This is a genomic window from Bacillus sp. GC_Bacil_1 (assembly GCF_026540675.1).
In the GTDB taxonomy this organism is placed as follows: Bacteria; Bacillota; Bacilli; order Bacillales; family Bacillaceae_G; genus Bacillus_A; species Bacillus_A cereus.
In genome coordinates this window covers 20,640-39,480 of the sequence record NZ_JALNUG010000003.1, presented here as the reverse complement: position 1 = coordinate 39,480, position 18,841 = coordinate 20,640, and the positions used below count along the sequence as shown (strand labels likewise).

The following is an 18,841-nucleotide window of genomic DNA, read 5'->3' as shown; positions in this document are numbered from 1 at the left end:
ATACAGATAATTCTCTTTCTTTTTAAAATAAAAATAATGAAAAAGTATGTCATATTGAATGCCCATACATTCCCGGAAACATTGATTTTTTTATAAAAAATCAAAAAAATATCAACATATTTGTCGATACATGTTGTATAATCTTGCGTGGGAAGCTATCATATAAATGTATAAAACGTTTACTAATATAAGCGAAGGGAAGAATAGCATGTCACATTCAATCGAACAACTTTCTATCAACACGATTCGCACATTATCCATCGATGCGATTGAAAAAGCAAACTCTGGTCACCCAGGAATGCCAATGGGTGCAGCACCAATGGCTTATACATTATGGACTCAATTTATGAAACACAATCCAAATAACCCAACGTGGTTTAACCGTGATCGTTTCGTATTATCTGCAGGTCATGGTTCAATGTTATTATACAGCCTACTTCACCTATCTGGTTATGATGTAACAATGGATGACTTAAAGAACTTCCGTCAATGGGGAAGCAAAACTCCAGGACATCCTGAGTACGGTCATACAGCTGGTGTAGATGCAACGACTGGTCCACTTGGACAAGGTATTGCAACTGCTGTAGGTATGGCAATGGCTGAAAGACATTTAGCTGCTAAATATAACCGTGATGCGTATAATGTAGTAGATCATTATACATACGCTATTTGTGGTGATGGAGATTTAATGGAAGGCGTTTCTGCTGAAGCATCTTCATTAGCTGCTCATTTACAATTAGGTCGCCTTGTTGTGCTTTATGATTCAAACGATATTTCATTAGATGGCGATTTAAATCGTTCATTCTCTGAAAGTGTAGAAGATCGTTACAAAGCATACGGATGGCAAGTAATCCGTGTTGAGGATGGAAACGATATTGAAGCAATCGCGAAAGCAATTGAAGAAGCGAAAGCTGACGAAAAACGCCCAACGCTAATTGAAGTAAGAACGACAATTGGTTTCGGTTCTCCAAACAAATCAGGAAAATCAGCTTCACATGGTTCTCCACTTGGTGTAGAAGAAACAAAATTAACGAAAGAAGCATATGCTTGGACTGCTGAGCAAGATTTCCACGTAGCAGAAGAGGTATACGACAACTTCCGTAAAACAGTACAAGATGTTGGTGAAACTACGCAAGCAGAGTGGAACACTATGCTAGGTGAATATGCACAAGCATACCCAGAATTAGCAAACGAATTCCAAGCAGCAATGAACGGTCAACTTCCAGAAGGTTGGGAGCAAAACTTACCAACTTATGAATTAGGATCAAAAGCAGCAACTCGTAATTCTTCTGGTGCTGTAATTAATGCAATTGCAGAGTCTGTACCATCATTCTTCGGTGGATCTGCTGACCTTGCTGGTTCTAACAAAACATACATGAATAACGAAAAAGACTTTACAAGAGATGATTACAGCGGTAAAAACATTTGGTACGGTGTACGTGAGTTCGCAATGGGTGCAGCAATGAACGGTATTGCATTACATGGCGGTTTAAAAACTTACGGTGGTACGTTCTTCGTATTCTCTGATTACTTACGTCCAGCAATTCGCCTTGCAGCATTAATGCAATTGCCAGTAACGTATGTATTCACACATGACAGTATCGCTGTTGGTGAAGATGGTCCAACACATGAACCAGTCGAGCAATTAGCAGCGCTTCGTGCAATGCCGAACGTTTCTGTTATCCGTCCAGCTGATGGTAACGAATCTGTTGCAGCTTGGAGACTGGCTTTAGAATCTACAAACAAACCAACTGCTTTAGTATTAACTCGTCAAGACCTTCCAACATTAGAAGGTGCAAAAGATGATACGTATGAAAAAGTAGCAAAAGGTGCATATGTAGTTTCTGCAAGCAAGAAAGAAACGGCTGATGTTATCTTACTTGCAACTGGATCTGAAGTAAGCCTAGCTGTTGAAGCTCAAAAAGCATTAGCAGCAGACGGTGTTGACGCAGCTGTTGTCAGCATGCCATCTATGGATCGTTTTGAAGCTCAAACTGCAGAGTACAAAGAATCTGTATTACCAAAAGCAGTAACAAAACGTTTCGCAATCGAAATGGGTGCTACATTCGGATGGCACCGTTACGTAGGTCTTGAAGGAGATGTGTTAGGTATCGATACATTCGGTGCTTCTGCTCCTGGTGAGAAGATTATGGAAGAGTATGGATTTACTGTAGAGAACGTTGTTCGTAAAGTAAAAGAAATGCTTTAATGATTTCAGAAAAATCTCTCCGGCATGGAGAGATTTTTCTATGTAAATGAGTTTTTTCGACAGAAAAAGTTTTTTATCTCTCCGCAGTCAGACAATCATTGCAAATTTTCTTATATATAATGAAGAGAAAAGGTTGTCCAGATTGGGAGGGGAAAAATGAAAACGTATGAATTGTATTTAATTCAAGAGGATATTGCGAAATCTTATTTTGGTCGTGAATATTTGTTTTTTGATTTATTTGCTCGATTTTCAGAATCTGGGTCCCTTTCGGAGAAAAAAGTGTTATATAAACAAATGATGTATATAACAAAACCATTGCAAGTAATGAAAATTCATCATAAATTAGAACAAGCTTTGCGCGTTCTTGGTAAATATGATAGAACACATCATACACATACACTTTATACGGGAGCGGAGTACGGTGAAATAATGGTGAAACCGCACTATATTCGTATGAATACCTCTGGAAATGTCTCTATGGAAACGACTTTCTTTGAGGTGTTAAGAAAGTGTGAATTAACATTTTTAGCTATGGATTATGAAAATACAAAGTACGGATGGCTGAATCCTCTAAAACAAGTACGAACATATGTGTAAAAATGTCGAATTGTATCTTGTCTTATTGAAAAGGTTTTAGTACACTGTAAGGTAGACAACATGAAGGAGGAAAATATATGCCAATTTGGTTAGGTATTCTAGTGGGCGTAGTAGCACTAGTAGCAGGCGTGGCGTTAGGATTTTTCATTGCCCGCAAATACATGATGAATTACTTACAAAAAAATCCACCAATTAACGAACAAATGTTAAAAATGATGATGATGCAAATGGGACAAAAACCTTCCCAAAAGAAAATCAATCAAATGATGAGCGCAATGAACAAGCAACAAATGAAATAAGCGCTAAAAGACACTCGCTAAGAGTGTCTTTCTTTTTGTTAGTTACAGTTTTTAAAACTTTTAAAAATTCTGTATTTTTGATAAACTGAAAACATCGCTCATTTTAAGGGAGGAGGAAAAAAATGAAAGTGTTTATGAATTTAGCGTGGTTTTTTAAACAAGAAAAACGAGCATACATAACCGGAATTATTTTATTATTTGGCGTTGCACTTTTAGAACTTGTAGCACCAAAAGTAATTGGAATCGTTGTAGATGAAATTAATGATGGAACATTGACGACCAATAAGTTACTAAATTGGGTTGTACTATTAGTAATTGTAGGTATTACGATGTACATATTACGTTACATATGGCGTATTATGATTTTCGGGTCTTCGTTAAAATTAGCTCGCCAATTACGAAAAAATTTATATGAACATTTTACAAAGATGAGTCCATCTTTCTATCAGTCAAATCGAACAGGTGATTTAATGGCACATGCGACCAATGATATTCAAGCGATCCAGCAAACTGCTGGAGCGGGTGTTTTAACGCTTGTTGATTCATTAGCTGTTGGGGGATGTGTACTCGTAGCGATGGGTTTTACAATTAGTTGGAAGTTAACATTGTTAAGTTTAATTCCGATGCCGATTGTAGCCATTTCGACAAATTATTATGGAACGTTATTACATAAAAGGTTTCATAAAGCACAGCAATCGTTTTCGGAAATTAATGATAAAGTGCAAGAGAGTATGAGTGGAATGAAAGTGATTCGATCGCTTGGGCAAGAGAAAGAAGATTTGCAGGCGTTTCGAAAAAAATCAGAAGATGTTGTGCATAAAAATGTGTTAGTTGCACGTATTGATTCGTTATTTGATCCGACAATCGCTCTTATCGTTGGATTTTCTTTTTTAATTGCAGTATGTTACGGATCGGTATTAGTTGTAAGAGGTGAATTAACAGTAGGTGATCTCGTTACATTTACGACATATTTAGGTACCCTCGTTTGGCCAATGTTAGCGTTTGGATGGTTGTTCAATATTATGGAGCGTGGGCGTGCTTCATATGACCGTGTAGAAAAAATTCTTTCACAAAAATCAGATGTAGTAAATAGAGAAAATGCTGTACATACGATAGCGAGCGGTAATGTTTCGTTTGCTGTTGATTCATTTTCGTATAAGAAAAATGAACTGTTACATTTAAACGATATTCACTTTGATTTGAAGAAGGGCGAAACACTAGGAGTTGTAGGACGTACAGGTGCAGGGAAAACGACTTTATTAAAATGTTTAATCCGTGAGTATGATCATTTTAATGGTGAATTAAAAGTTGGGGAGCGAGATATTCGAGATTTAACACTTCATGGTGTCCGTTCTGCTATTTCATATGTGCCGCAAGATCATTTTTTATTTTCAGCAAGTATTGGTGAGAATATTGCCTTTGGAAAGGCGGATGCTACATATAATGAAATTACCGAAGCTGCGGATATTGCTTGTATTCATAATGATATCCTCCAATTTTCAGAAGGATATGAAACAGTAGTAGGGGAAAGAGGCGTTTCGTTATCTGGTGGTCAAAAACAGCGAATCTCTATTGCTCGTGCTTTATTAACAAATGCTGAAATTTTAATTTTGGATGATTGTTTATCAGCGGTAGATGCAAAAACAGAAGAGACAATTTTAAGTGCCTTAAAGAGGGAAAGAGCAGGGAAAACGACGATTATTACTGCACACCGATTAAGTGCAATTCAGCATGCCAATCTTATTCTTGTTGTTGATGAAGGTAGAATTGTACAAAGAGGTACACATGAGGAATTAATGAAGGAAAACGGCTGGTATAAAGAAATGTATGAAAGTCAGCAATTAGAAGCTTTAGTTGAGAAAGGAGGCGTATGATGGTAGAGAAGAAGCGAAGTGATTTAAGTAGATTGCTTTCTTATATGAAGCCATATAAAGGGTTGCTATCTTTAGCGTTTATCTTTTTAGTTGGTGCGACAGTAACGGAAATGATGGGGCCTTTTTTAATTAAACAATTCCTCGATGAACACCTAGTACCGCGGGATTTTGAACGATCAGCACTCGTTACTTTATTTGTAATTTACATAGTTGCTCATTTATTAAAAGTATTATTTACGTATTTAAATCTATTGTACTTTCAGAACATTGCTTTTAAGATTGTTCAAGATATGCGAGTTGAAGTATATGAACATGTTCAAAAGCTATCATTAAGTTTCTTTGATCGTACGCCAATTGGTACGCTCGTATCTCGTATAACGAATGATACGGAAGCGATTAAAGATTTTTATGTCAGTGTATTATCAACATTTGTGAAAAATGTAGTCTTTTTAGTAGGTATTTTAATAGCGATGTTTTTATTAGATGTAAAATTAGCGTTATTTTCTCTCGTATTAATTCCGATAATGTTCGCGATTATGGTATTATATCGCCGGAAAAGTGCAGCTTTTTATTTAGAAGTACGTAATCAACTAAGCGTGTTAAATGCAAAATTGAACGAGTCCATACAAGGAATGAATATTGTTCAAGTGTTCAGACAAGAAAAACGTATGAGAAAAGAGTTTGAAGAAGTGAATAATAAACATTATAGTGCAGGGCGACGTACATTGAAGTTAGACGCATTACTTTTACGACCAGCTACGGATTTAGTACATATTGTAGCTATTGCTTTAGTACTAGGTTTATTTGGGATTGATGCTTTAAAGAGCCCTGTTGAAGTAGGCGTTTTATATGCTTTTGTTAACTATATACATCGTTTCTTCCAACCTGTAAATGAGATGATGATGAAATTGTCCTTTTTCCAACAGGCACTTGTTTCGTCATCACGTGTATTTCATTTAATGGACGAGAAAGATTTAGCACCGGTTCAAAAAGGCAATGAGAATCCTCAAGTTGTGGATGGAGATATTGAATTTAAAAATGTTACTTTTTCGTATGATGGAAAGCGTGACGTTTTAAAAAATGTATCATTTCACGTGAAACAAGGGCAAACGGTTGCTTTTGTTGGGCATACTGGTAGCGGAAAAAGTACGATTATGAATTTGTTAATGCGATTTTATAATCTTAAGTCAGGAAATATTGTAATAGACGGTGTAGATTTAGAAAAATTTGAAGAACGAGAAATTAGAAAGAAAATAGGACTCGTATTGCAAGATGCATTTTTATTTGCTGGAAATGTAAAGCAAAATATTCGTATGTATAATGAAGAAATTACGGATGAAGAAGTAAAAGAAGCTGCTCGATTTGTGCAAGCGAATACGTTTATTGAAAAGTTACCAGAGCAGTATGAAACAGAAGTAGTAGAAAGAGGTGCAGCATTTTCAAGCGGTCAACGACAATTAATTGCTTTTGCTAGAACGATAGCAACGAATCCGAAAGTATTAGTATTAGATGAAGCAACAGCTAATATCGATACAGAAACAGAAGAGGCTATTCAAACAGCGTTGCAACAAATGCGAAAAGGTAGAACGACGATAGCCATTGCGCATAGGTTATCTACAATTCAAGATGCAGATCAAATTTTTGTGATGCATGATGGAGAGATAGTAGAAAGAGGAACACATCAAGAATTACTAAGTGAGCAAGGTTTGTATTATAATATGTACTTGTTACAAAATAAAGGGAGTTTGCAAAAGGCCTTGTAAATACAAGGTCTTTTTTATTTTGTATACAAAATATATTTACTCTTTGTTTCTATAGCATAAATGTCGTGTCCTCTTATGAAACTTGTACATATTGTATGTATACGAAGTAAAAAAATTGATAGGAGATTTTATATGCAAAACAGATCGAGTTCAAATGTTACGTTTATTGATGTGTCTCATTGGGAAGGGAATATTGATTGGAATGCAGTGAAGGCATCTGGAATTCCAGCAGCGTATGCAAAAGCGACAGAAGGTGTAAATTATATTGATCCTACTTTTACTAAAAATGTACAAGCAGCCCGAAGTGCGAATGTATTAATTGGTGCATACCATTTTGCACGTCCAGAACAAAATGATGCAATTTCAGAGGCGAAATATTTTGTGAGTATATTACAAAGTAACCAGACAGACTTAATGCCAGTTCTGGATTTAGAATCACCAAAAGATCCGAGTAATAGTAATTTAACTGGTAGCGCTATATCGAATTGGGCAAGAAGCTTCATAAATTATGTGAAACAGGCTACTGGAAAAGATGTAATGTTATATACAGGAGTTTGGTATATTAATGAGTTCGGAATTAGCGGATTAAGTGATATTCCACTTTGGATTGCTAAATACTCTAGTACACCGCCTGCTGATGCTGGTGGATGGACAGCGTGGACAGCATGGCAGTACACAGATTCTGGACAAATTTCAGGTGTAGGAAATTGTGATGTATCAGCTGCAGTTTCACTAGAAGCTTTACAAGGGAATGGAGCAAGTGGTGGAGGGAATGTTTCTCCGCCTAATAATGCAACTCCAGTGTACGGGGTTGCTATAATTAATGGAGATAATGTGAATTTGAGAAGTGGACCATCTTTGCAGTCTAGTGTAATTCGCCAATTGAATCGTGGCGAAACATATGAAGTTTGGGGAGAACAAGATGGATGGCTTTGTTTAGGGACAAATCAGTGGGTATATAATGATCCGAGTTATATTCAGTATAAACATTATGTGGCGACTATTACTGGTGATAATGTAAATTTACGTGACGCTCCATCATTAAAAGGAAATGTTATAAGACAGTTACATCATGGTGAATCGTATCGAGTATGGAGTAAGCAAGATGGATGGCTTTGCTTAGGGACAAATCAATGGATATACTACGATCCAAGTTATATTCAGTATGGTGTACAATAGAGTGAAAATAAAAGGTGCCCCGTCAGAGGTGCCTTTTATCCCGCATTAACTGGCGGTAAGACCCCCACCTCAAAATTCAGCGGAAGCAAAGAAGTTAGGGGGGATCAATTGCCAGTAAACGCCCGATTGGTTCAACTAATAATCAGTGGGGAAGGAACAAAACCCCCACTGATTAAAGTTTCACTTTATTAAAAATATACAACTTTTACAAAGTCTATATCGAAACCATAGTATACTATAGTAGATATATTTTAAAAAAATAATAGAAAATGAAATAAAGGGGTAAAAATATGAATTATGTGCTAATAGGTGCGGTTTTAATATTATTAGCTGTAGTATTTGTGCTGTTTTATAAAAATAAACAGTTAGAATCAGAGAGTCAGCAAGTAGAATTTGAAAAGAAACAAGCAATTGAAACGTATGAAAACGAAATTGCAGCTACGGTGATAGAGCATAAAGAACAACAAAATAATTTAAAAAATATGGAACAGAAAAAATACAATGATTTACAAGTAAGTGCAAATAGAGAAATTGAAAATATGCGTATGATGAAAAATCAATTAGCTATGCAACATAGTAAAGAACGTAGTGAAATACAAAATAAACATAATAACGAAATACATATGTTTCAAAAATTAATTGCAAATTTACGAGAATATACTAAAAACGGCGCTGAAATGAATACGTACGAAACATTACATTATATGAAGCGAGGATTCATAGAGCAAGGCATCATATTAGATGCTGAAATTGAAATCATGCCGAATGTTTTTATTAAAAATAATAGTGAAATAAACGATAATCGAATCCATCATCTCATCTTGTGCAAAACTGGTATTTATCTACTTGAGACGAAAGAATGGGAAGAGAAATTAATTCATGGTTTAACGAAAGAAAATGCTAGTATATATTCATTTATGATTGATGAAATGGGTAAGTATCAACAAGAAGTTGAAAAAGAAGAGACATTTGAATATATAGTAGGTAAAGATTCGTCAACTATGCAAGTGAAAAATGAAGGGAATCCAGTATATAAGGCGAAGAAACTATCTCAAATTTTATACAATTGTTTGAAAGAAATGCAGGCTAATAGTATAAAAGAAAAGGTAAAACCAGTTGTATATTTTTATAATGAAAATGGAAAAGAAATAATAGATCTTTCTAGTGAGGAAACACCTAGATTAAAAGATCGGGAGCAAATTGTAACGTTCTTCAGAAATGAAATCTTAGCAGGGAAAGTAGTATATACAGTGCAAGAATTAGAACAGATTCGAGAAATGATTAGCCGGATGAATTATATAGTGAGTTAAAAGGGGAGATCTTTCTGAACGCTATGCTACGTGGCATTTTGTATGTCTATTTTTGTTTGTATATAGTAATGTACATTCTATTTATATTCGTCATTGATATGGTCCATATACCCTTAAGTGTAAGGAGCATTTTTGTAGTATTCATACCATTTGTTTTATTAGTCATGATTCAAAGGGCTATTTTATATGTTTCTAAAAATCGTAATGAAGAAAAGAAGCAAATGTTGGGGGGGTTAATAGTAGCACTCATACCATTAATAGTGTGCACTGTACAACTAAGTGTAAATGAATATACATCAAAGTTTAATCAAAATAGATGGTTAAATCATGCAGATAAGCGGGTATATATGGTAGATGATCTATTACAAAAATATAAATTAATAGAGAAATCAAATGAAGAAATTATACAATTGTTAGGAGCTCCAACGGAAACGAGAAGTGGGGAAGAAGGAGTTACCACTTTGTATTATCTTGGGACTGAACGTGGCTTTATTCCAATAGATAGCGAACAGCTTGTTTTCCAATTTGATAGAGATGGAAAAGTCATGGAATATACGGTGCATAAAGATTAAAGAAACGTAGAGGGAAGCTATATGTTATAGCTTCTTTTTTATTTTTCAATATGTCACGGAAGGGGGAGAAGGTTTTTGAGTGGAATAAGGAATGAAAGCGGAGGTGATGCATATATATAGATGCATTGGGTGATTATTAGTCCGATTGGTGAGGGGTAATAATTAATAAGTACGGACAAAAACCCCACTCATTAAAGTTTCACTTTATCATATTGTATAAATGAAAAGGAGGTAAGACGGTGAAAGCAATCCCGACTGATGTCCTGAGTAAAGAATTGATGGAAAGAGAAGGAGTTATCTCTATTACAGTAAAGGAATTTGAAAAGATAGAAGTAGCTGGAGTGGTGGTCGCTGGTCCAGCAGTTATTTTGATTAATCAAGATTAAGTACATATCATTTTAATAAAAAGCATCCATCTAGGATGCTTTTTATTTGTATGTAAGGATAAATATGATGGATAATTGTGTTATTGGAGGGAAAGTCTGTGGCAATAATTATAACAATGTTAGTAATGGGTATTTTATTAGGATTTGTTGGAGCTGGAGGAGCTGGGTTTATTATCGCGATACTCACTTTAGTATTCCAAATCCCTATTCATGTTGCTCTTGCAACATCTTTAACTGCAATGGCATTTACGACATTATCAGGTGTTGTAAGTCATTACCGTGAAGGCAATGTTGCACTTATTATAGGCGGGATTGTTGGGGGATTTGGCGCAATTGGCTCTTATATTGGTTCTAAATTTGGTTCACTTATACCAGCACATCTTCTTCATTGGTTTACAGCTGGGATGTTATTTTTATCGGCAATTTTTATGTTTATTAAATTAATTATGTTCCAAAACAAAGAAAAGTCGTCTTTATATAAACATAAAGAGTTTTCCGTGAACTACTTGTTGAAATGTGTATGCCTTGGATTAGTTACTGGAATGATGGCTGGTTCATTTGGGATTGGTTCTGCACCGTTTATTCAACTTGGATTAATGGTTCTATTGGGACTTACGATTCAGCAATCTGTAGGGACAACAATGCTTGTTATATTACCGATTGCAATTGGAGGCGGGATAGGATATAGTTCGGAAGGATATTTAGATTATATATTGTTATTACAAGTATTGATTGGGACCATGTTAGGGGCATACATTGGCGCGAAGTTTACAAATTATGCACCGCGAACGCTTTTGAGGTTTTCGATGATTATGACACCGGTTTTAGCTGGTTGTATGCTATTGATGGAATAAAGTGAAATTATAATCAGCAGGGGGTTACTGCCTACAAATAGCGGGATAAAATTAATATAGCAAACTATTAATATATTTTACGAATGAATTATATAGGTAATTCATATTTCCCATATAAAAGGATTTGTTTTAATATTATGAGTGTAAAGTTCGAGTATTCGAAGTACTACTTGAATTATATCCCTATCCCTTTTCTAAAAATGCGAACAAGTTTTGCCCTATTCTATTCAATAGTTAATTGCATAGAAATATATTGTTCGATGACCATTATGGAACGTACATAATGGGAAAATCCCGATCCTTAAAGAGGATGCCCCTAATCTTCATGTGAAAATATGATCGGATATGAAAGCTGACCAATTTATGGTCAGCTTTCTTTTTGTTCGAAAATTATTTCTTCTTTAATTTCTGTTTGCAATAATACAGTTTTTCCAAAGCGACGTTTGCATTCCGCGCGCACTTTTTCAAGGGCTAGTAGCTGAGTAGTGGCGGGAACTGTGACAATAGCTTGGCGAGGTTTTCGATTTTCTTCACAAAAGACACATTCCACGACATAATTAGAAATCATATTTTCATCCTTCCAGTTTTAATTTCTAAGAAGGGATTGTCTATGAAGTTGATGTAACTTTTCGTCATTGTTTTATTATTTCCTCTTTTTTTCAAGGGGAAAATAATAAAGAAGGCGAATTTTAGTAGGGGAGGGATGTTTATGGAGAGATGGATAGGTAGTGCAGCGGTATGTGTAAATGAAAGAAATGAAGTTTTAATGGTACTGCAGGGCAAAGAGGGAGAAGAAAAAAGGTGGTCTGTCCCAAGTGGAGGACTTGAAAAGGGAGAGACACTAGAAGAATGTTGTATCAGGGAAGTTTGGGAAGAAACAGGTTACAATGTGGAAGTTGTAAATAAAATATATGAAAAAGAGGGTATTACATACGGTGTTCCAGTGTATGTCCATTATTATTTTGTTAAACAAATAGGCGGTAATATGAAAATCCAAGACCCTGATGAGTTAATACATGAAATTGCTTGGAAAGGGATACATGAAGTTGAACAATTGTGTTTAGCTTTTCCAGAGGATTATGAATTGCTGTGCCAATATATAGATAAAGAAGCAAGTATGTAAATACTTGCTTCTTTAATGTATCCAAGACAAGAAAAGCGGAACGATAACTAAACTAGCGCCTGCTGTTAAAAGCATAGATAAACTTGCAATTGTTCCTTCCACAGGACCGATTTCGAATGCTTTTGATGTACCGGTTCCATTTGCGCTTGTTCCTAACATAATACCTTTTGCGATTGCTGTTTTAATACGGCAAATACGTATGAGAGAAGGGCCGAGCAATGCTCCTGTTAAGGCAGTTAAAACGACAAATACAGCAGTTAATTGTGACATACCACCAATCATTTCTGAAATAGCCATTGCGATTGGTGTTGTTACGATATGTGGCGCTAAACTATGTTCTAGTGATGAATCAATTTGAAAATAATTTGCTAGTAGTGCTGAAGTAATGACTGATAAAAACGAACCGACAATGACATTAAGTAAGATAGCCATTCCATGTTTCTTTAATAAATCAAAGTATTTATAGATTGGCCATGCAAAAGCAACTGTTGCGGGTTTTAATAATTCAGTTAACCAGTGACCACCAGATTCATATGTTTCATAAGGTGTATCTAATCCGAGCAATAAAGCAATTAAAATAATGGGACAGACGAGAAGAGGAGAAAGTAGACTCCAATTCCAACGTTGATACATTTTTTTTGATAGCCAATATGTGAATAGTGTTAATAGTAAACAAAGAAATCCGATCATTGCGTTGATCCTTTCCGCTTTAGTAGCAATTCTGTTAAAAGTCCTGTAACTAAGGTAACGCAAAGAGTGCTAATCATAATAATTAAAATGAGATCGATTCCATATTGTGTTAGTGTATCTCTGTAACGTATGACAGCGACTGCAGAAGGGATGAAAAATAAAATAAGTTCTTTTAATAAAAAATCTGCTCCGTCCTGTATCCATTCTTTTTTAACTAGGTTAAATTTTAATGAAATTAATAATAAAAAAATACCGATTATACTTCCTGGAACTGGGAGGTGTGCCTGTTTTGCAATCCATTCACCTGTCCAAGCGAAACAAAATAGTAATAAAATTTGTCCGCTTAACTTCCACCATTTCATACAGTAACCACCTCTTTCTTTTTTTACATAAAAATTGTAAAAAAGAATTAACAATTTCTACTATACGTTCATTCAAAATATTTGTCTAATATATAAATTATATGTTATTAATATATTAGACATATTAATCGAAAGTGAAAAGGGTGTCCAAAAATGGAATTACGGCATTTGCAATATTTTGTTGTTGTGGCAGAAGAGTTACACTTTGGACGGGCGGCTGCTCGTTTACAAATGACACAACCACCACTTAGTCAACAAATACAGCAATTAGAAAAAGAAATGGGAGTTACATTATTTTCAAGAACGAAAAGAAAGGTTGAACTAACAGAAGCAGGAGAAATGTTTTTAAAAGAAGTAAAAAAGGCGTTTGAACAAATTGAAAAAGCAGTAGAAGTTGCACAAAGTGCGCAAAGGGGAGAAGTAGGATCACTTTCAATTGGTTTTGTAGGTGCGGCGATATATGATATTTTACCATCAATTGTTAGGGAATATAGAAAGAAATTTCCGAGAGTGTCTGTTGCATTACATGAATTGTCAACACCAGATCAAGTTCATGCACTTCATGATAACCGTATCGATATTGGCTTTTTACGTCCACCAATTCCAACACAATTATTAGAATTAGAGCCAATTCAAAGGTTATCTTGCACCTTATGTTTACCAAAGGCACATCCACTTGCAGAGAAAGATGAAATACATATAGAAGATTTACGAGATGAGCCGTTTGTATTTATTACGAGACCAGTATGGCCAGCTTTGTATGATACAATTTTATCTCTTTGCAGAGAAGTTGGATTTAGTCCGCGTATTGTACAAGAAGCAACAGAGTATCAAACAGTTATGGGGCTTGTAGCAGCAGGGATTGGAATTACAGTAATACCCGTGTCGGCAAATAAGTTATATAAAACAGAAGTTGTATATAAAGAGTTATATGATTCTAATTTTGTTGCAGAAATGTCAGTGGCTTACAAAAAAATGAATAGTAATCCAGAGCTACTAGAGTTTTTAAAAATTGCAAGAGAGAAGAAAAGAATAGAAGTAGAAGATGAGCAATAGTAGTAACAGAATATGGATTTAATTCAAATTCATAAAAGTACACCTTATTAAACAATAAAGCGGAAATGCAACTTAAGTTGCATTTCCGCTTTATTGTTCTTTTTTTAGCTCGATACTAAATAGATAAACGTGTTCATTTTCTTTTAAGAGTAGATCAATACCTGTTTCTTCATCAATGGTAGGAACGCTTACAGTTTCTTTACTGGTTTGGATTACAGCAGCTAAAGTTGTTTTTTGATTGTATTTTAAATTTTTTATAGATTGGATTGTAGTAGTTGCAGAGCTATTTACGCTTGGTGGCGCTTCTTCAGGAACAAGTGTTGAACCACCTTCAATATTCAGATACCACTGCCTTTTTTCTTGTATATCTTTATCGAATTGGAAATGTGGTGGTAAAAAAGAAAGCTTTACTTTCTTTTTTGAAAAATGTGAGGTAGCTATATTAGCAATTTCTTTTGTTTTTTTACCATTGTTATAATAATCAATTGTAGCATTTATTTCATCTTTATCATTTTTAAGAGTAACGTTATAAAACATGCTATTTCCTTCTTGAAAAGGAGTCATTTGTAAAATAGAAGCTTGCTCTTTTGTTAATTTGTATGGCTCAACAATGGCAACTTCATTGTTTTTTATTTGGCTACAACTTGTGAGTAATAATAAACACAAGATTGATAGTAATTTTATACGCATGCAATCTCCTCCTTTTTACAATTATATTTTAAATGTGATTTTTTATCATTTCGTTTTCTAGGACTAAAGACTTAGAAGAAATTCCGATTGTAGTGCGATGTTTAAAATGTCATATTTTTATACACTAGTAGTATAGAATGCGTATGTAATAAGGTAGGGGAAGAATTTTATGTCTTTATGTCGGTTAGCGAGAAAAAATATTAGAACATTTGCTACCAAAAGGATGAAGCAATTTATGTGGATTGCTATGAGTACTATGATTTTGTTTTTTATGATATCGTTACAATTTAATGAAGGAGCTATTTTGAAAGTAGGGGATGCATTTGTATTTCAAATGTATTTTTACACACTGTTTATTGTACTAATTTTCATATGTATTTTTACTACATATAAAATGATGTACTCCCTTTTGCTAGTGAGGAGAGAGGAGTTTACATCTTATGTAGCAGAAAATATAAAAAGAAAAGAAGTACTATGTTTATTATGTCAGGAGCAATTATTCATTTATGGAGCAGCGTTTGTTTTTGGATTAGTTAATGGGATGTTATTTTTAAAATTATTTACGGTTATCTTTATGAAAATCGCAGGGATAGAAGGAGTAAATAGTGCGCCAATTACAATATATGCAGTTGTAATTATTAGTGTAATTATGATGACTGTCGTTTTAATATCGATGATGCAATGTTATCGATTTGTTCGAAGTTTAAAAGATGAAAATTCGTTGCGGTTTAAAGAAAGGGCATGAGAAATCATGCTTTTTTCTATTTTACACGTAAAAATAATCATGTTACAGTGAAAAGACCTGACAAAGAATGGGAAGGAAAGGTTGTATAGAATGACAAATGAACAATCAATTGTAAAAGTCGATCGGTTAACGAAGCGAATCGGCTCAAAGACACTTGTACAAAATATTAGTTTTGAAGTGAAAAAAGGCGAGGTTGTCGGTTTACTCGGACCAAACGGTGCTGGAAAAACGACTTTAATGAGAATGATGGTTGGTATGATCCGTATGACAGAAGGTGAAGTATGGATTGATGGTCAATCTGTGAAACAGCAATTTGAAAAAACCGCTGCGAAAATTGGGGCGGTAATTGAGACACCCGAATTTTATCCTTTTTTGAGCGGGTATGAAAATTTAACATATTTCGGACGAATGAATGGTAATGTGACCGAAGAGCGTATCGATGAAGTAGTGAAATTGTTAGGAATGGGACAAGTAATTAATCGTAAAGTAAAGGCATATTCACTCGGCATGAGACAACGTTTAGGAATCGCTCAGGCGCTTATTCACGATCCGGATGTGTTGGTACTAGATGAACCGACGAATGGATTAGACCCTAGTGGAATACATGAAATGAGAATGTATATAAAAAAAATTGCACATGAACAAGGAAAAGCTGTACTTGTATCAAGTCACTTACTTTCAGAAGTTGAATTAATGTGTGACAGAGTTATCATTATTCAGCACGGGGAATATGTGGCTACGCAAAATATTCAGCATAGTCAAAGTGAAGAGATGGAGACGATCCGTATACGTGTAGATGATGCGAATAAAGCAGCGGAAATGTTAGGGCATGATGTTTTAGTAAAGGATAATGAATTAATTATTAACGTAAAAGATGAAGAAATCCCAAATGTTATTCGTACATTGCTTGAGAAAAATATTCAAGTGTATCGTGTATATGAAGAAAGAAAAACGTTAGAAGAGCAATTTTTAGAATTAACAGGGGGAAAAGATATTGTTTAATTTAGTATATAACGAACTGTATAAAATATTTAAGCGGAAGCGAACGATTATTCCATTTGCGGTTATTGCAGTATTAATAATCGGATTAGGGGGGGTTACGGTAAAGTATTTTGAACCGGAAACAAAAGGATGGAAAGTAGATTATACAGAACGTACTGTAGAAATTGAGAAAAAGCTTGGCATGAAAAAAGAGGCTATTTTAGCAGAAAAATCAGGGGATGAGCTTGTAAAAGAATACCAGCTTAAGATGAAGCATTTAGATACGGATACAGCACCGGCAAGCAGTTCTCCACTTTCTTTCATGAGAGATACAGGTTTTATCGTATTTCCAATTTTGCTCCCATTTATCCTCGTGTATGCAAGTACAATTTTTGCGAATGAATATAGCTGGGGAACATATAAATTTTTAACAATCCGTCCGGCGAGTCGATTTAAAATTTTAACAGCAAAGTTTTTAGCAATCGTTATATTTGCAGCTTTATTGTTTATATTTAATATGATTTTCTCCGCTTTATGTGGACTTGTTATTTATAAATTCCAACAGCCTGCATGGAGTGAGTTTATTTTCCAAGATGGAAATATAATAAAACAAAATATTTTTGTGGAAGCAAGTAAATATTATGTTTTATCGTGGTTACCAACGGTTGTGTATGCATCGTTTGCATTTATGATTTCTGTGTTAACGAGATCTAGTGGAGGTGCAATTGGTATTTCACTATTCCTTGCTTTATCAGGCAATATTGCGTTATTAGCAGCCACTAGATATAACTGGGCGAAATATTTATTGCCAGCAAACACAGATTTATATAGTATTTCAAAGAATGGAAGTTTTATTGAAGGAGTAACATTCCCGTTTGCATCATGTATGTTACTACTTTATTTGTTCGTATTTTTATGTATTTCATATACTGTGTTTTTAAAACGTGATTTAACTTAATAAGAAAAGCCGTTCAGGGTGCTGAGATGCACTTTGAACGGCTTTTTTTATGAGAATTGTTTAAGTGCTCTTTCGGCTAGTAAAGCAAAGTATTCTGCACTTATAGGCAGTGCCTCTTCATTAATTGTAAAAGCAGGATGATGCCATTCATGTGTACCGCTCGTTCCCATAAAGACGAATGAACCTGGTATTTCCTGTTGGTAAAATGAGAAATCTTCTCCAGCCATTGACGGACTAGGCGAGATGATATTAAGATTCATCTTTGTGGCAACTTGAGTAGATAAGTCTGTAAGAGCTTTATCGTTGTGAACAGCAGGAGGACCTGAATAAAAACAGAATTTCGTTTTTACACCTAATGCATCAGATACACCTTTAATAATACGCTCCATGAGTGCTGGAATCTTTTCACGTGTTTCAGCTTGGAACGTGCGAATCGTTCCTTCTAACGTAGCTTTTTCAGGAATCACGTTCCACGTATTTCCTGCATGAATATTTGTAACACTAACAACCGCATTATGAGATGAACTTATATTTCGGCTTACAATTGTTTGCAGTGCCATCACAATTTGAGAGGATGCGACAATAGGATCTACGCCAGCATCTGGTACAGCCGCGTGTGTACCAACTCCGTGAATTTCAATTTCAAATCGATCAACTCCAGCCATCAGTGGACCATCTTTAATGCCAATTGTACCTACTGGTAAATCAGGTTTATTATGCATGCCGAAAATCGCTTGCACATTACGTAAATGTCCAGCATCAATAACTTTGCAAGCGCCATTACTACTTTCTTCAGCTGGTTGGAATATGAAGCGAACCGTTCCATTTAGGGAAGATTCTCTTTCTTTTAATAAGAAAGCAGTACCTAAAATAGCAGCTGTATGAAAATCGTGTCCACAAGCATGCATTTTCCCTCGTACTTTAGATGCATAGGACAAATGTGTTTCTTCTTGAATAGGAAGGGCATCAATATCAGCACGAACTGCTACAATTGGTCCGTTTTTATTACCAGACACTTCAGCGATAATTCCTGTTTCTAAATTGGAATCAATGATAGTAATATTTTTTTCTTCTAACCAATTTTTTATTGCTTTTGTTGTTTCGAACTCTTCATATGATAGTTCTGGATACTCATGTAAATGTCGACGGATGGAAATAAGTTTTTCTTTTAGTTGATTTGAAATAGATACCAT

20 protein-coding genes are annotated in these 18,841 nt (G+C 34.9%); 15 read left to right on the top strand and 5 right to left on the bottom strand.

What is annotated here, in order from left to right:
- The first annotated feature begins 208 nt into the window (after positions 1-208).
- The 10 genes from tkt to OXT04_RS05525 all read left to right on the top strand — a co-directional run bounded on the left by tkt (position 209) and on the right by OXT04_RS05525 (position 11,043).
- Complete coding sequence (gene tkt, locus OXT04_RS05570) at positions 209-2,209, top strand: transketolase (RefSeq protein ID WP_016512442.1); 2,001 nt, start codon at positions 209-211, stop codon at positions 2,207-2,209.
- A gap of 156 nt (positions 2,210-2,365) precedes the next feature.
- Positions 2,366-2,806, top strand: a complete 441-nt coding sequence (gene sirA, locus OXT04_RS05565; protein WP_000860652.1) for a sporulation inhibitor of replication protein SirA — start codon at positions 2,366-2,368, stop codon at positions 2,804-2,806.
- A 77-nt stretch (positions 2,807-2,883) separates the two neighbouring features.
- Positions 2,884-3,105, top strand: coding sequence for a YneF family protein (locus OXT04_RS05560; RefSeq protein ID WP_001123317.1), 222 nt, complete (start codon positions 2,884-2,886; stop codon positions 3,103-3,105).
- 122 nt (positions 3,106-3,227) lie between these two features.
- The gene (locus OXT04_RS05555; RefSeq protein ID WP_000862466.1) at positions 3,228-4,979 is read left to right on the top strand and encodes an ABC transporter ATP-binding protein; all 1,752 of its coding nucleotides are present in this window, start codon (positions 3,228-3,230) and stop codon (positions 4,977-4,979) included.
- On the top strand, positions 4,979-6,742 hold the full coding sequence (locus OXT04_RS05550; RefSeq protein ID WP_000229518.1) for an ABC transporter ATP-binding protein: 1,764 nt from the start codon (positions 4,979-4,981) through the stop codon (positions 6,740-6,742). The genes OXT04_RS05555 and OXT04_RS05550 overlap by 1 nt, the downstream gene beginning before the upstream one ends.
- Before the next feature lie 132 nt (positions 6,743-6,874).
- Positions 6,875-7,921 carry a GH25 family lysozyme gene (locus OXT04_RS05545; RefSeq protein ID WP_001181402.1) on the top strand — a complete coding sequence of 349 codons (1,047 nt, stop codon included), beginning with the start codon at positions 6,875-6,877 and terminating at the stop codon, positions 7,919-7,921.
- A gap of 290 nt (positions 7,922-8,211) precedes the next feature.
- Positions 8,212-9,231, top strand: coding sequence for an NERD domain-containing protein (locus tag OXT04_RS05540; RefSeq protein ID WP_071714699.1), 1,020 nt, complete (start codon positions 8,212-8,214; stop codon positions 9,229-9,231).
- Positions 9,232-9,254: 23 nt separating this feature from the next.
- Positions 9,255-9,803 carry a hypothetical protein gene (locus OXT04_RS05535; protein WP_000943749.1) on the top strand — a complete coding sequence of 183 codons (549 nt, stop codon included), beginning with the start codon at positions 9,255-9,257 and terminating at the stop codon, positions 9,801-9,803.
- 239 nt (positions 9,804-10,042) lie between these two features.
- On the top strand, positions 10,043-10,189 hold the full coding sequence (locus tag OXT04_RS05530) for a BC1881 family protein (RefSeq protein WP_000644411.1): 147 nt from the start codon (positions 10,043-10,045) through the stop codon (positions 10,187-10,189).
- 98 nt (positions 10,190-10,287) lie between these two features.
- Positions 10,288-11,043 (top strand): sulfite exporter TauE/SafE family protein, encoded by a 756-nt coding sequence (locus tag OXT04_RS05525; protein WP_000974667.1) that lies wholly within the window; start codon positions 10,288-10,290, stop codon positions 11,041-11,043.
- 367 nt (positions 11,044-11,410) lie between these two features.
- Here the strand turns inward: OXT04_RS05525 and OXT04_RS05520 are convergent, their stop codons facing one another.
- Positions 11,411-11,611, bottom strand: a complete 201-nt coding sequence (locus tag OXT04_RS05520; protein ID WP_000625226.1) for a DUF3903 domain-containing protein — start codon at positions 11,609-11,611, stop codon at positions 11,411-11,413.
- Between the two features lie 141 nt (positions 11,612-11,752).
- Here OXT04_RS05520 and OXT04_RS05515 point away from each other — a divergent pair, with 141 nt between their 5' ends.
- A complete protein-coding gene (locus OXT04_RS05515; RefSeq protein WP_000442982.1) occupies positions 11,753-12,166 on the top strand; it encodes an NUDIX hydrolase in 414 nt (137 codons plus the stop codon).
- A 12-nt stretch (positions 12,167-12,178) separates the two neighbouring features.
- On the opposite strand, the gene OXT04_RS05510 is transcribed toward OXT04_RS05515, so the two are convergent.
- Positions 12,179-12,856 carry an LrgB family protein gene (locus OXT04_RS05510; protein WP_000578965.1) on the bottom strand — a complete coding sequence of 226 codons (678 nt, stop codon included), beginning with the start codon at positions 12,854-12,856 and terminating at the stop codon, positions 12,179-12,181.
- Entirely contained in the window at positions 12,853-13,218 is a 366-nt protein-coding gene (locus OXT04_RS05505; RefSeq protein ID WP_000872365.1) for a CidA/LrgA family holin-like protein, read from the bottom strand. Before OXT04_RS05505 ends, OXT04_RS05510 begins: the two co-directional genes overlap by 4 nt.
- A 153-nt stretch (positions 13,219-13,371) precedes the next feature.
- On the opposite strand from OXT04_RS05505, the gene alsR reads away from it, so the two are divergent.
- Positions 13,372-14,274: an acetoin biosynthesis transcriptional regulator AlsR gene (gene alsR, locus OXT04_RS05500; protein ID WP_000423235.1), complete on the top strand. Its 903-nt coding sequence runs from the start codon at positions 13,372-13,374 to the stop codon at positions 14,272-14,274.
- A gap of 90 nt (positions 14,275-14,364) precedes the next feature.
- On the opposite strand, the gene OXT04_RS05495 is transcribed toward alsR, so the two are convergent.
- Entirely contained in the window at positions 14,365-14,964 is a 600-nt protein-coding gene (locus tag OXT04_RS05495) for a hypothetical protein (protein WP_023522779.1), read from the bottom strand.
- A 169-nt stretch (positions 14,965-15,133) separates the two neighbouring features.
- Here OXT04_RS05495 and OXT04_RS05490 point away from each other — a divergent pair, with 169 nt between their 5' ends.
- The 3 genes from OXT04_RS05490 to OXT04_RS05480 all read left to right on the top strand — a co-directional run bounded on the left by OXT04_RS05490 (position 15,134) and on the right by OXT04_RS05480 (position 17,648).
- Complete coding sequence (locus OXT04_RS05490) at positions 15,134-15,709, top strand: ABC transporter permease (RefSeq protein ID WP_267413774.1); 576 nt, start codon at positions 15,134-15,136, stop codon at positions 15,707-15,709.
- A gap of 90 nt (positions 15,710-15,799) precedes the next feature.
- Positions 15,800-16,711 carry an ABC transporter ATP-binding protein gene (locus tag OXT04_RS05485; protein ID WP_000180626.1) on the top strand — a complete coding sequence of 304 codons (912 nt, stop codon included), beginning with the start codon at positions 15,800-15,802 and terminating at the stop codon, positions 16,709-16,711.
- Positions 16,704-17,648, top strand: coding sequence for an ABC transporter permease (locus OXT04_RS05480; RefSeq protein WP_267413768.1), 945 nt, complete (start codon positions 16,704-16,706; stop codon positions 17,646-17,648). The genes OXT04_RS05485 and OXT04_RS05480 overlap by 8 nt, the downstream gene beginning before the upstream one ends.
- Before the next feature lie 47 nt (positions 17,649-17,695).
- Here OXT04_RS05480 and OXT04_RS05475 read toward each other — a convergent pair whose 3' ends face one another.
- Positions 17,696-18,841: a M20 peptidase aminoacylase family protein gene (locus OXT04_RS05475; RefSeq protein ID WP_000253673.1), complete on the bottom strand. Its 1,146-nt coding sequence runs from the start codon at positions 18,839-18,841 to the stop codon at positions 17,696-17,698.

Coding starts and splice junctions, on each gene's coding strand:
- tkt (WP_016512442.1), top strand. CDS start 209: ATGTCACATTCAATCGAACAACTTTCTATCAACACGATTCGCACATTA.
- sirA (WP_000860652.1), top strand. CDS start 2,366: ATGAAAACGTATGAATTGTATTTAATTCAAGAGGATATTGCGAAATCT.
- OXT04_RS05560 (WP_001123317.1), top strand. CDS start 2,884: ATGCCAATTTGGTTAGGTATTCTAGTGGGCGTAGTAGCACTAGTAGCA.
- OXT04_RS05555 (WP_000862466.1), top strand. CDS start 3,228: ATGAAAGTGTTTATGAATTTAGCGTGGTTTTTTAAACAAGAAAAACGA.
- OXT04_RS05550 (WP_000229518.1), top strand. CDS start 4,979: ATGGTAGAGAAGAAGCGAAGTGATTTAAGTAGATTGCTTTCTTATATG.
- OXT04_RS05545 (WP_001181402.1), top strand. CDS start 6,875: ATGCAAAACAGATCGAGTTCAAATGTTACGTTTATTGATGTGTCTCAT.
- OXT04_RS05540 (WP_071714699.1), top strand. CDS start 8,212: ATGAATTATGTGCTAATAGGTGCGGTTTTAATATTATTAGCTGTAGTA.
- OXT04_RS05535 (WP_000943749.1), top strand. CDS start 9,255: ATGCTACGTGGCATTTTGTATGTCTATTTTTGTTTGTATATAGTAATG.
- OXT04_RS05520 (WP_000625226.1), bottom strand. CDS start 11,611: ATGATTTCTAATTATGTCGTGGAATGTGTCTTTTGTGAAGAAAATCGA.
- OXT04_RS05515 (WP_000442982.1), top strand. CDS start 11,753: ATGGAGAGATGGATAGGTAGTGCAGCGGTATGTGTAAATGAAAGAAAT.
- OXT04_RS05510 (WP_000578965.1), bottom strand. CDS start 12,856: ATGATCGGATTTCTTTGTTTACTATTAACACTATTCACATATTGGCTA.
- OXT04_RS05505 (WP_000872365.1), bottom strand. CDS start 13,218: ATGAAATGGTGGAAGTTAAGCGGACAAATTTTATTACTATTTTGTTTC.
- alsR (WP_000423235.1), top strand. CDS start 13,372: ATGGAATTACGGCATTTGCAATATTTTGTTGTTGTGGCAGAAGAGTTA.
- OXT04_RS05495 (WP_023522779.1), bottom strand. CDS start 14,964: ATGCGTATAAAATTACTATCAATCTTGTGTTTATTATTACTCACAAGT.
- OXT04_RS05490 (WP_267413774.1), top strand. CDS start 15,134: ATGTCTTTATGTCGGTTAGCGAGAAAAAATATTAGAACATTTGCTACC.
- OXT04_RS05485 (WP_000180626.1), top strand. CDS start 15,800: ATGACAAATGAACAATCAATTGTAAAAGTCGATCGGTTAACGAAGCGA.
- OXT04_RS05475 (WP_000253673.1), bottom strand. CDS start 18,841: ATGGTATCTATTTCAAATCAACTAAAAGAAAAACTTATTTCCATCCGT.